General features: G+C 49.3%; 9 protein-coding genes and 1 pseudogene. 2 read left to right on the top strand and 8 right to left on the bottom strand.

The features are described 5' to 3' along the window. Positions 1–6 precede the first annotated feature (6 nt). From torC to AC3CIC_RS21270, 3 genes are all read right to left on the bottom strand, one after another. Positions 7–1185: a pentaheme c-type cytochrome TorC gene (gene torC / locus AC3CIC_RS21280; RefSeq protein WP_016959937.1), complete on the bottom strand. Its 1179-nt coding sequence runs from the start codon at positions 1183–1185 to the stop codon at positions 7–9. Positions 1186–1293: 108 nt separating this feature from the next. Beyond that, entirely contained in the window at positions 1294–1473 is a 180-nt protein-coding gene (gene torE / locus AC3CIC_RS21275; RefSeq protein WP_017003078.1) for a trimethylamine N-oxide reductase system protein TorE, read from the bottom strand. A 653-nt stretch (positions 1474–2126) separates the two neighbouring features. Beyond that, entirely contained in the window at positions 2127–3044 is a 918-nt protein-coding gene (locus AC3CIC_RS21270) for an IS5 family transposase (protein WP_488515890.1), read from the bottom strand. A gap of 88 nt (positions 3045–3132) precedes the next feature. Between AC3CIC_RS21270 and AC3CIC_RS21265 the strand changes: the two are divergent. Together AC3CIC_RS21265 and AC3CIC_RS21260 are read left to right on the top strand one after the other, a co-directional pair. Then, positions 3133–4674: pseudogene (locus AC3CIC_RS21265) on the top strand (alpha-amylase family glycosyl hydrolase); the annotation flags it as partial. A gap of 144 nt (positions 4675–4818) precedes the next feature. Then, positions 4819–6360, top strand: a complete 1542-nt coding sequence (locus AC3CIC_RS21260) for a glutamate synthase-related protein (protein ID WP_488516137.1) — start codon at positions 4819–4821, stop codon at positions 6358–6360. 90 nt (positions 6361–6450) lie between these two features. Here the strand turns inward: AC3CIC_RS21260 and AC3CIC_RS21255 are convergent, their stop codons facing one another. The 5 genes from AC3CIC_RS21255 to AC3CIC_RS21235 form a co-directional block, all read right to left on the bottom strand. Next, positions 6451–7584, bottom strand: a complete 1134-nt coding sequence (locus AC3CIC_RS21255; RefSeq protein WP_016959933.1) for an ABC transporter ATP-binding protein — start codon at positions 7582–7584, stop codon at positions 6451–6453. 9 nt (positions 7585–7593) lie between these two features. Further along, complete coding sequence (locus tag AC3CIC_RS21250; protein ID WP_488516136.1) at positions 7594–9225, bottom strand: alpha-glucosidase; 1632 nt, start codon at positions 9223–9225, stop codon at positions 7594–7596. 8 nt (positions 9226–9233) lie between these two features. After that, positions 9234–10064 (bottom strand): carbohydrate ABC transporter permease, encoded by an 831-nt coding sequence (locus AC3CIC_RS21245; RefSeq protein ID WP_488516135.1) that lies wholly within the window; start codon positions 10062–10064, stop codon positions 9234–9236. Position 10065: 1 nt separating this feature from the next. Continuing rightward, entirely contained in the window at positions 10066–10986 is a 921-nt protein-coding gene (locus tag AC3CIC_RS21240) for a carbohydrate ABC transporter permease (RefSeq protein ID WP_488516134.1), read from the bottom strand. A gap of 61 nt (positions 10987–11047) precedes the next feature. Next, positions 11048–12310, bottom strand: coding sequence for an ABC transporter substrate-binding protein (locus AC3CIC_RS21235; RefSeq protein ID WP_488516133.1), 1263 nt, complete (start codon positions 12308–12310; stop codon positions 11048–11050).

The raw sequence follows: 12310 nt of genomic DNA, 5'->3' as shown, positions 1-12310 counted from the left end.
TCCCTCTTAGTGATCAGCAAAGGTGCTGGAATGTTTTTGCAAGTACTTGAGTACCAGCGCCTGGGTTGCCTGATCGAAATTCACAAAGCCCATCATGCCGTCAAACATACCCGGCCAAGTGTTAGCGTCAAAGTGCGCAACATCAGGTTGGGTGTGACACAAACTACAGTTCGTTTCATACGCTTGTTTGGCTTCCGTCCAAATAGGATCAACATTGTCGAGGAAGTTCGATTTTTTCGCCCACAGATCCACTTCTACACGCTGCCATGTTAGGCCGGTCAAATCGTCTTCTTTGGTTTCGAACGTTCTAATATCTGTTTGGCTCTGCGCAACGGCTTTAGACAATGCCGCCGAAGCGATATTCAAACCAAAGTCTTCATAAATTACGCGGCCAAAGCCTTTCATTTTGCGCCAACCTGTAACGGAAATTTTGATGGCGTCTTTGCTATCGTCAAGCACAATCACTTTACTCGCAGGCTCAAGCACACCACCATCTTGGGTCAGGCCTTCATCGACATACATTTCTAAGAAATTGACGCTATAAACGGGCTTGTCTTTATCGAAACTGGTGCTGTGGGACATAGAAATAAGCTTGCCGAGCATGCCACCTGTTGAATCCATTTCAGCAGGAAGTTCGTGGGCAATCCCTTTATGACAATCAATACAACTTTGATCCCGTTCGGCTGCTTGTGTCATTTGCAGACGCGCTGCGGGACGCATATTTTCTATCTGCATACTCTCGTACTTATGACATGTTTTACATTCAGCCGAGCCGTTGGCTGAAAATCGTGCCCACTCATGCTGAGCAAGTTCTAGTCGCTTATCGAGGAATTTTTCACGCGTGCCTATCACGCCAAATACTTGTGCGAACACTTCTTTACTTGCCTGCATTTTACGGGCGATTTTATCCGTCCAATTGTGAGGAACATGACAGTCCGGACAAGTCGCACGCACCCCCGATGTGTTAGACCAATGCACGGTGTGCTGCAATTCGGGATACACGTTTTCACGCATGGTGTGGCAGGAAATACAGAATTTTTCCGTATTCGTCATTTCCAGTGCGGTGTTAAAGCCGCCCCAGAAAATCACACCTGCAATAAACCCACCTAGTGTCAGGGCACCTAAACTGATTTTTGTTGCTGGGCGCCGCATGGTTGCCCAAAGTTTTCTAATAAATTCTTTCATCGATATCTGCTCTTGCTCATCAGGTCACCGAGTAGCGTTGGTGCGACGATCTGGGTGATTTTCTTGCGCACTTTCACGCGTCAATTGAATGCAACGTTTGGGGGGGATTTAACCGTGTCCCGGAGGACCAAAAAGAAATATCTGACTCATCCAGATAAGAAAGCCATAACCGCCAATCAATACGACACTTAGGATCGGAAACAAAAAAATGGCGATAAAACAGAACGCCCGCCACTCAAAGCTTCTTTTCTCCGGTTCCTGAACAATATTGTTTTCACTGTGTTCCATAACGATGCCTCGCTCATCAGATGACGTGATCACCCGTCGCCATCAAGGTTTATTAATATTTATCCAACTAGTCTAGGAGAACCATTTCGATTATGTGTCTCTTTATTGATGCAAATATCAATGCGAAGTCGTTGATTACAGTACGCAAGCAGATAAATCTGAAAGGAATATTCGGAGGAGGGAAAAACTGAGAACACATAAATTCTGTCCGCTATACGCCATTTTTTTAATGGACTGTCGCTTTGAGCCTTAAGCTAGGCTATTTAGCCCCTGCTTTGTCAATCAGATACCCTTACAAACCATCCACAATCGAATTTCTCGGCATTAACCTTAAGGTGTTGAAAAATGATGTTTATTTAGTGAGATGTTCGTTTTTTCGCATGGCTAGTAGTCAACAACATCTAGGTTCTGCCAATGCCGTCACGCATTTACACTGTAAACTTTCTGCTCATTAATGATTCACTGTACTGGCGGTAAATTGGTCTATTATTTTTTCATGTAACTCTTTATTTAGTCTAAGAAAAACAATGAAACCAATTGCATCTCCGATTCTCTACCATGTGTATGTTCGCAGCTTCTTTGACAGCAATGGCGATGGGCCTTGTTGATCAAATCGTTAAGCTAACGAATTGATCCTATTTGATTTTAACGGCCTAACCAGTTGGTTTTCTAACAGGCATACCGAGTCTTATGACTTTGTTCATTGCCTTGACGTTCGCTAACGCTTCTCCGACTTGTGCGTTGTAATCTCTTAACGTCAATTTTGGACTGAGTAACTGCTTATAGCGGTACATCGCCGTTTCTGACAATGACCGTTTGTGATAACCACTTTCTTGTTTCCACGTGGCGAGATCACCCGATTTTAAGGCGCTTACAGCTATGTTTCGAGGATGCCCTTCCTCCCAAAAACCTGCGTTACTTCTCGGAGGAATGGTGGGTGTTATCCCCTTATTTTTCAATACACGATGGCACGCTTTAGTATCATAAGCACCGTCAGCGCTCACTTGTTGAACCTTTCGACGAAGCGGATTCAACAACGTCGGTAAGACTTCATTATCACCAACACTATCCAAGCTCACTTCAGCAGCAATGGTCTCGTGCGTAGCGGCATCAATAGCGAGGTGCAACTTACGCCATACTCGGCGTTTTTCTTTACCATGCTTACGCATTTTCCATTCACCTTCCCCATACACTTTTAGACCAGTGGCATCGATGACGACATGAGCGATAGGCCCACGGCTTGGAGAACGATAGTGAACTTCGACGGTCTTTGCTCGCTTGCTAATACAGCTATAAGAAGGAGACGTCAGTGGAACATCCATGAGCACAAACAGCGAGTTAATGAATCCTTCGAGTGCTCGCAAAGGGAGCTTGAAAACTCCTTTGATCATCAATGCCGTCTCGATCGATGCATCACTGAATTGAAAACCCCGACCGCGCTTCCCATGGTGTTTATTGCAGCGCCAAGATTTGATGGCAGCAGCATCAATCCAAAAGGTGACCGAGCCACGATTTTTCAGGGCTTGGTTGTATTCTTTCCAGTTGCTGATCTTGTGCTTGGATTTGCCCATCATCATCTACCTGTTTGAGGTCCTGATGATCTGATCGCGGCTATTGGGATTAGTTCAATGATTTAGGAAACAACGCCATGGCGATGGCGTCGGCGATCTCGATGGGGTGCGAGAAAAACTAGACTATTTTGTGTGGTTAGGCGTTGACGGCATCTTGCTATCCCCTATTTTTGAATCGCCACTGAGTGATTTTGGTTACGACATCACTAATCTTCGCTGTCTGAATGGGGAATATGGGGATATCGAAACATTCACACGACTGGTGAAAGAAGCAAGAGCACGCAATCTTCTGGTCTTCCTTGATTTTGTGGCTAACCATACGTCTAGTAAGCACCCCTGGTTTTTAGAAAGCAGTTCCGGCAACAATACCCCCAAGGCAGATTGGTATGTGTGGGCACCAGCACGAAAAGATGGCACCCCACCCAACAATTGGCTCACCATTTTCGGGGAGTCCGCATGGCGCTGGCACCCTACCCGCGGCGAGTACTATTTACACAACACCCTGAGCAATCAACCCGACCTGAATTACCGAAATACCGAGGTGGTTCGACAATTAATGGGTAATGTCCGGTTTTGGCTCGACTTGGACATTGACGGGTTGCGCTTCGATTCGGTGAATCTGTTCCTGCACGACGACAAATTGCGCAGCAATCCTTCACGACATTTGGGGTGGCAAGACGAAGCAAGGGCCGACCCATATCGCTACCAGAGTCAACGCTATAACATCAGTCGGCCTGAGAATATCCATCTGCTGAAACAGCTTCGCGTGATTGCTGATAGCTACGATGAAAGGAAGTGGCTTCTAGGGTCATTGAGCGACCCGTCTCCTTATGCCGTGATTGACCGTTACACCAGCGAAGGCGATGCGCTGGATGCCGCCAATGTATTCGAATCACTTAGCATGTGTCATAACTTTCAGCAGGTTGGTGAGCAACTCAATGCTTTTTTCAATGCTGTGCATCCAGGGATGGGGTGCTGGAGCACGGGCAATCACGATATCGCCCGCACGGTGTCGCGCTGGCAAGACGCAAAAAACCAACCTGAGTCCGCCAAGCTCTTGCTGACCATGTTGTGCAGCTTGCAAGGTGTGATCAGCATTTACCAAGGTGAAGAGTTGGGTTTAGCGGAAGCCAATGTGCCGCCTGCGGCACGGAAAGATTTCTTTGGTCAACAAGTCATCGCCAATTATGTTGGCCGCGATGGCTGCCGAACGCCGCTGCCATGGTCTCAAACACATGCCCATCTAGGTTTTAGCGATCACACCCCGTGGCTTCCGGCAGCGCAAGAACATGCCCCTCTAGCAATAGACGCTCAAATGGCAAACACTGATTCGGCGCTCCATTTCACCCATGCCTTGTTGAAATGGCGAAAAAACCAACCAGCACTCGTTGAAGGGAGCTGTCGTGTGTTGGCATTCAATGATTCTCTGATGGTGTTGGAACGCCACCACGAATCCCAAACCCTCATCATTGCATTAAACGGTTCAGCCCAAGACGCCACCATTCGGTTAAATTTACCGAATACAGCGGCGACGATTGATCTGCCTCATATGAACAATGTCTCTGCAGAAGCTAACGGTGTATTGAACCTCAAACCTTGGCAAGCATGGGTTGGCGAACTAAATCGCTAATTTTAGCAAATGCTCATATATGAAAAAGAATTCAAGACGTTAACCGCCCATACTGTTGAAACAATGAACGGACGATGGTCGCGTTCTATTAGGGAAGCAAAAAAGAAAATAGCAAAAACAGCCATGTCGAATAAGGAGCAAGTAATGTCAGATCCCGTCGTGTCAGGTAATCAGCCGATCAAAGTCACCCTCGAGAAAGACAAGGAGTATTACTACTGCCAGTGTGGACGTTCGAAGAATCAACCTTTTTGTGATGGTGCCCATGCGGGTACGTCGTTTACCCCGATCGCCTACAAGGCAGACAAAGACGGTGATGCATGGTTTTGTGCCTGCAAACACACGGGGAATTCCCCGTTTTGCGATGGTACACATACGCGCTATACAGCAGACGATGTAGGCAAAGAAATGCCTGAAGTACAACACACAGATGCCGCGCCTGCCGCTAAAGCAACACCAGAAGAGCCGTTTGTTGAGCTTATTCACCAGTTGGCGAAAGATGGCCTGAGCAAATTTGGGCATCATGGTCCAATGACATCGATGGGCGTGCCTCGTTACAAGTTACCTGAATGGGATCAAATCCAAGTCATGGTGGCACAAATGGCAACCAAGCCGCTGCTTGATGATGTTTCCGTCTCGACAGAGTTGGTGATTGGTCCTCGGGCGAAAAAGCCGCTAACGCTCTCTACCCCACTGTTTGTGTCTGACATGAGCTTCGGCGCTTTGTCGGAAGAAGCCAAAGTGGCGCTGGCAATGGGCGCTGAAAAAGCGGGGACGGGCATTTGTTCAGGTGAAGGCGGCATGTTGCCGGAAGAGCATGCGGCGAACAGTCGCTATTTCTACGAGTTGGCGAGCGCCAAATTCGGTTACAAGCAAGATCTACTCAAAGGCGTTCAAGCGTTCCATTTTAAAGGCGGCCAAGGGGCAAAAACAGGGACTGGCGGGCATCTACCAGGGATCAAAAATCACGGTAAAATCTCTGAAGTTCGCGGCATTCCCGAAGGCACCGACGCTATTTCCCCATCAACCTTTGTCGATTTGCACACCGCGGCTGATTTTGGACGCTTTGCCGATGAAGTGCGCGCGGTGACAGGCGGTATTCCTATTGGGTTTAAGCTCAGTGCCAACCATGTGGAAGCGGATATTGGCTTTGCACTTGATGCAGGTGCAGATTACATCATCCTCGATGGTCGTGGCGGCGGTACTGGCGCTGCGCCTACCCTGTTTCGCGATCACATCAGTGTTCCCACCATTCCCGCTTTGGCGCGTGCTCGACGCTTCTTGGATTCACAAGGCGCTAGCGATGTCACCTTGATCATTACAGGTGGCCTTCGTTTGCCGAGTGATTTTGTTAAAGCGCTGGCGTTGGGGGCTGACGGCATTGCTATTTCTAACAGTGCGATGCAAGCCATTGGCTGTATTGGTGCGAGAATGTGTAATTCCAATATGTGTCCCGCGGGTATTGCGACCCAAGATCCAGCGCTGCGAAAACGCCTCAATGTTGAAAAGTCCGCAGAGCAGCTCTATAACTTTTTCACGGCTTCAACACACCTGATGCAAGTGATGGCGAGAGCATGTGGACATGATGATCTGAGTAAATTTAATATCAACGATATCGCCACTTTCCACAAAGAGATGGCAGAGCTTGCTGGTATTCACTACTCAGGCGCAGGCCCAGCTGGACATTAATCTTGTCTAAATACTGAATGCGCTCCACAAAAAAGAGGCAGGGTATTCCTGCCTCTTTGTCGTTTTAAGGTATCGCGGTAAAACGCTACGTCATGGTGTGACCACCAGCAATGGCGTAGTTTCACCCACCACAGAGCGTTTGAACGCCTTTCCGTCTCGATCGAACAAGTGACAATAGTCTTCTGGGAACTCGATACAGCGCTTGTCGCCCGCCCGAATCGTTGTTTGTCCTTCTATTCGGATAACAACAGGGTCAGCGCTTTGCGGCGTATTGAAATACATCAAGCATTCATTACCCAATTGCTCAACCACGCTCAGTTCTACCCCGCCTTCTTGAATTGCGTCTTTCTCGCCAAAGCGAATGTGTTCTGGGCGGATCCCCACCACACAAGGGTCACCAACACTGGCGCCAATCGAATTCGCCGCCACAGAGATTTCCTGCCCTCGGTGAATTTGAACCTGCGTGGTGAACTCACCCACTTCCACAATGTCTGCGGTCAGAAAGTTCATCTTCGGCGAACCAATAAAGCCCGCGACAAAGGTATTGGCGGGATGATTATAAAGCTCTAGCGGAGATCCCACTTGCTCCACTCGCCCAGCATCCAATACCACGATCTTGGTCGCCAATGTCATCGCTTCAACCTGATCATGGGTCACGTAGATCATTGTCGCGCCTAGGCGATCGTGCAATCTGGCAATTTCCATGCGCATTTGAACACGCAACGACGCATCCAAGTTCGACAATGGCTCATCGAACAAAAAGACTTTAGGTTCACGAACGATGGCGCGGCCGATAGCAACACGCTGGCGTTGGCCACCAGAGAGCTCCTTCGGTTTCCGTTCCAGTAGGGGATCTAATTGCAACGCGGCCGCAACTTCACGCACTTTCTCGTCCACAGTCTTAGGCGCTGTTTTTGCCAATTGCAGGCCAAATGCCATGTTGTCGTAAACAGTCATGTGCGGATACAGAGCGTAGGATTGGAACACCATGCCGATCCCACGCTCAGGCGGTGGCAGATCATTACAAACCTCCCCTTCGATCAGCAGTTCACCACTGGTAATATCTTCAAGGCCCGCGATCAAACGCAGTAACGTGGATTTACCGCATCCTGACGGCCCAACGAAAACCACAAAGTCACCGGATTGAATATTCAGATCAACATCTTTAGTGACATGGACTTTGCCAAACTTCTTATTAACTTTCTTTAAAATGACCTCAGCCATAATGCATCCTTACCCGTTTGATTCTGTTGCAAAGGCCGCCTGATAGGGCGGTAGGGTGACCGACCCATTCTCGATTTCAAAGGTGAAACCATGGCCTTCCAATGCTTGCCAACTTCCGGCTGGCAGCGTCATGGTCATCGAAGAATCGGTGAGATTAAACACCACCAGCACACGTTGATTGGCATCGGATCGCACGAAACGCAAGCCTTGAAGGGTTGATGCCAAATCGGTGAGATCACCACTCACCAATGCAGGGAATTGCTTACGCCAACGCAGATATCCACGATAATGAGCAAGCATGCTGTTTGTGTCGGATTCCTGTGTGTTCACGGCTAATGCACTGTGGCGGCGATCAACGGGCAACCAAGGCTCAGCTTGGCTAAATCCCGCATTCTGCTCGTTCGCAATCCAAGGCATCGGTGTTCGGCAGCCATCTCGCCCTTTGTATTCAGGCCAGAATGGGATGCCATAGGGATCTTGGATTTTATCGAAAGGAATGTCGGCTTCAGGCAAGCCCAATTCTTCACCTTGGTACAAACACACGCTGCCTCGCAGGGACGTGAGCAGCGCCAACAACACCTTGCCATACGCCCACGGATCCGATTCTTCCGATCCCCAGCGTGACACACATCGCACCACGTCATGGTTGGACAGTGCCCAGCACGCCCAGCCGTCACCAATCGCAGATTCAATGTTCTCGATCACCGACGCTAAATAAGCTGGGGAACGATGAACATTGAGCAAGTCGAAGGTATAGGCCATGTGCAGTTTGTCGTTACCACTGGTGTATTGCGCCATCAAAGCCAAGGGGTCATCGTCGCCGATCTCCCCTACAGTGGTAATGTCTTCGTATTGATCCAGTAACACCCGCAATTGCTCGAGAAAGCCAATGTTCTCAGGCTGTGAGATATCGTATTTGTGCTTTTGCATGGAATACGGATTCGTGCCTGGCACGCCCAATGATTTACTGTCTCCGGAAGACAACGGGGGATTGTCACGCAGTTGACGATCATGGGTGTAGAAATTGACGGTATCAAGGCGGAAACCATCTACGCCCAAATCGAGCCAAAACTTCACCGTATCCAGAAGATGCGTCACGACGTCAGGGTTGTGGAAGTTGAGATCCGGTTGACTAACAAGGAAGTTATGAAGGTAATATTGTTGACGACGGCTTTCCCATTGCCATGCGCAGCCACCAAAAATGGATAGCCAGTTATTCGGTGGCGTGCCATCGGGTTTGGGATCCGCCCAGACATACCAATCGGCTTTAGGGTTGTCACGGTTGACGCGACTTTCCTCAAACCACGCATGCTCGTCAGAGGTATGACTAAGCACCTGATCGATCATCACTTTGAGCCCCAGATCGTGCGCGGTCATGACCAACTTTTTGAAATTATCCAATGAGCCAAACAATGGGTCGACATCGCAGTAATCCGATACGTCATAACCGAAGTCTTTCATGGGTGATTTAAAGAAAGGCGACAACCAAATAGCATCGACCCCTAACGCGGCGACATAAGGAAGCTGTTGGGTGATACCGGGTAAATCACCGATACCGTCTTGGTTAGCATCATAAAAGCTACGAGGGTAAATTTGGTAAATCACCGCACCGCGCCACCAAGGCAATTGTTGTTGATTCATTTCGTGTGTTATCCCTTAACTGCGCCTGCGGTGAGGCCCGAAACAATGCGGCGCTGGAAGACCAGAACCATAACGATAAGCGGCACGGTAACGATGACCGAGGCGGCCATGATGGTGCCCCACGGCAATTCGTATTGACCCGCTCCCGAGATCAAAGCAATGGCCACAGGGACCGTGCGCTCTTCGTTGGTGAGGGTGAAGGTCAAGGCGAACAAGAATTCATTCCATGCTGCAATGAACGCAAGCAATCCCGTGGTGACAAGTGCGGGCAAAAGCAAAGGCATCAGCACCTTGGTAATGATTTGCCACGGCGTCGCGCCATCAACAATGGCCGCTTCCTCAAGCTCTAATGGCAATTGCTGCATAAAGGTCGTCAATACCCACACCGTGAACGGCAGTGTGAAGATCATGTATGCCAATGCCAGGCCGGGCATGGAGTTGTAAAGCCCAACCGCACGGATAAGCTCAAACAGACCTGAAAGCACAGCCACCTGCGGGAACATAGAGACCCCAAGAATGGTGAGCAGCACGAGATTGCGACCACGAAAGCGGATACGCCCAAGTGCGTAGGAAGCGGTCACACCGAGCAATAACGAGATTGCCACCACCACGGTTGACACGCCCACAGAGTTGAGCAAGTTTCGGCCAAACGTTCCGCCAGAGAACACGGAGGCGTAGTTACTCCAATCAAATACTCTTGGGAAATATTCCACTTCAAACAGGGCAGAGCCAGATTTGAATGAGGTGACGATGGCGTAATAGAACGGGAAGACCGAGAACACCACGATCACTGAAACCAAGAGAAAAAACCCGACTCGCCAATACCATTTTTTAGACATATTAGGTTCCCCCATTCATGTTTCTACGCCCGATATAGAGGTAGAAAATGGTGCACAGAGCAACGATCAAGAACAACAAAGTCGATGCCGCTGAGCCGTAGCCAACATCTTGGAAGTCCACCAGATTTTGTCGCGCATAGATCGACATCGACATGGTGGCTTCATTAGATGGGGTAAGCACATAGATAAGATCGAAGACCCGCAACGCATCGAGCGCTCGGAATACCACGGCGACCATTACCGCAGGCATGATCAAGGGCAAGGTGACTTTAAAAAATACCCTGACATGGTGGATACCGTCGATTCTCGCCGCTTCATAGCAATCGGATGGCAGCATTTGCAAAGCAGCAAGCACCAATAGCGCCATAAAGGGCGTGGTTTTCCACACATCAACCGCAATAACCACATTGAGTGACATATCGCTGTCTGCTGTCCATGCCAGTGGCGCAGCGATCACCCCTATCGTCATCAAAAAATCATTCACAATCCCGAATTGATCATGAAGCATCCAGCCCCACATTTTTGCCGACACAATAGTAGGGATAGCCCAAGGGACTAAAACGGCAGCACGCACCAAGCCCTGCCCTTTAAATTTGGTATTGAGAACCAAAGCCACAATGATGCCAAACACGGTTTCTAGGCTCACGGACACCACCGCGAAATACAGGGTATTCCAAACGGATTGCCACCAGGTGGGATCAAATAATATCCCGTAGTATTCACCGTCTTCGTAGACAACGTAGTTATCGAACCCAATGAATTCAGTGACCCCACTGCCATCCAGGGTGGCGTTGGTCATGCTGAACCAGAGGGTTCTTAGCAATGGCCAACCTGCCACCATGATGAGAGTGATGATCATGGGCGCGAGAAACCACCAAGCGGCGCGTACGCGTTTTCGCGTTAAAGCGCTGGTCTGTTCCATAAGATTTCCTTTTGAATGCAACTGTCAGGCGCTGAGCGCGTCTGACAGTGATAGTGACAGCTTACCAACGACCACCGCGGCTAATGCGCTTGAGATCTTTTTGTAATTTCGCCAATGCCACATCGGCATTTTGACTGCCAGACAGCACGCTGTGTGTGGCATTCCAAAACGCGTTAGATACTTGGTTGTACTTCGCACCTGTCGCGGTTGACGGGCGCGGCGTACCATTGGCGAAAGTGTCATAAAGGCTGCCGAAGAACGGCACCGCCGTCAGCACTTCTTCATCTGAATAGAGGGATTCAATGGTGGGATTGTACGAGCCTACAATGGCGCGACGTTTCTGCTCTTCCAGTGAAGTGAGATACATCACGAGGCTTGCAGCAAGCTCAGGGTTTTTCGAGTATTTAGAGACGGCTAATTGCCAGCCACCAAGCGTGCCGGAATGGCTGCCATCTTCGCCACCTTTGGGCAGTGCAACGACACCGATTTTGCCTTTGACTGGTGAATCTTCGCTGTTACCCAGTGACCACGCGTACGGCCAGTTACGCATAAACACCGCGTTACCGGTTTGGAAAACACCGCGCGCTTCTTCTTCGCCATAGTTCAGAACGCCAGGAGGAGAAATGGTATCGACCCACCCTGCTGCGGTCGTCAGCGCTTGTTTCGCATTGTCATTGTTGATGGTGATCTTGCCATCTCCATCAACAATGGTGCCCCCGTTATAAGAGGCAACCCACTCTAACGCATCACAAGTTAAGCCTTCATAAGCACGCCCCTGCCAAACAAAGCCCCACATTTTGTCATTGCCTGCTTCACGCTCAGCTTTCATGATCTTTTCAGCAGTCGCGGTGAGCGCTTCCCACGTTTCGGGGGCTTTCTCTCCATACTTTTCAAGCAGGTCAGAGCGATAATAAAGCACGCCAGCATCGGTAAACCATGGCATGGCAACCAAGCGATCTTTTACGGTGTTGTTGGAAACAATGGAGGGGAAATGGCTTGATTCTTCACCGTTTGAGTACGGTTTCAAATCTATAAAATGATTGCCAAGTATACCTGGCCAAATAACATCAATCTGAAACACATCAATGTCGTCTGCACCCGCAGCCAATAGCTGTTGATACAGAGCAAGGCGCTCTGTGGTCGAGTTGGGGGTCGTGATGATTTTTACCGTATGGCCGGTCTCTTGTTCCCATGCTGCCACACCCTGCTGACAAAGCTCCAGCTCTTGGCCTACTGCACCACATGAAATAGAAAGGGTCTCAGCATAAGCGCTAACGCTTAATAAAGCTGAAGCAACGACGGCTGCGAAAATTGAACGTTTCAT

The sequence above is a fragment of the Enterovibrio sp. QJM3NY_24 genome, assembly GCF_057786035.1.
The sequence above is the reverse complement of the archived record's forward strand: the minus strand, read 5'-3'. Positions and strand labels throughout refer to the sequence as shown.

What these genes read in the sequence shown, in the direction of transcription:
- AC3CIC_RS21260 (WP_488516137.1), top strand. Translation starts at nt 4,819, where the DNA reads ATGTCAGATCCCGTCGTGTCAGGTAATCAGCCGATCAAAGTCACCCTC.
- AC3CIC_RS21235 (WP_488516133.1), bottom strand. Translation starts at nt 12,310, where the DNA reads ATGAAACGTTCAATTTTCGCAGCCGTCGTTGCTTCAGCTTTATTAAGC.
- AC3CIC_RS21270 (WP_488515890.1), bottom strand. Translation starts at nt 3,044, where the DNA reads ATGGGCAAATCCAAGCACAAGATCAGCAACTGGAAAGAATACAACCAA.
- AC3CIC_RS21245 (WP_488516135.1), bottom strand. Translation starts at nt 10,064, where the DNA reads ATGTCTAAAAAATGGTATTGGCGAGTCGGGTTTTTTCTCTTGGTTTCA.
- torC (WP_016959937.1), bottom strand. Translation starts at nt 1,185, where the DNA reads ATGAAAGAATTTATTAGAAAACTTTGGGCAACCATGCGGCGCCCAGCA.
- AC3CIC_RS21255 (WP_016959933.1), bottom strand. Translation starts at nt 7,584, where the DNA reads ATGGCTGAGGTCATTTTAAAGAAAGTTAATAAGAAGTTTGGCAAAGTC.
- torE (WP_017003078.1), bottom strand. Translation starts at nt 1,473, where the DNA reads ATGGAACACAGTGAAAACAATATTGTTCAGGAACCGGAGAAAAGAAGC.
- AC3CIC_RS21240 (WP_488516134.1), bottom strand. Translation starts at nt 10,986, where the DNA reads ATGGAACAGACCAGCGCTTTAACGCGAAAACGCGTACGCGCCGCTTGG.
- AC3CIC_RS21250 (WP_488516136.1), bottom strand. Translation starts at nt 9,225, where the DNA reads ATGAATCAACAACAATTGCCTTGGTGGCGCGGTGCGGTGATTTACCAA.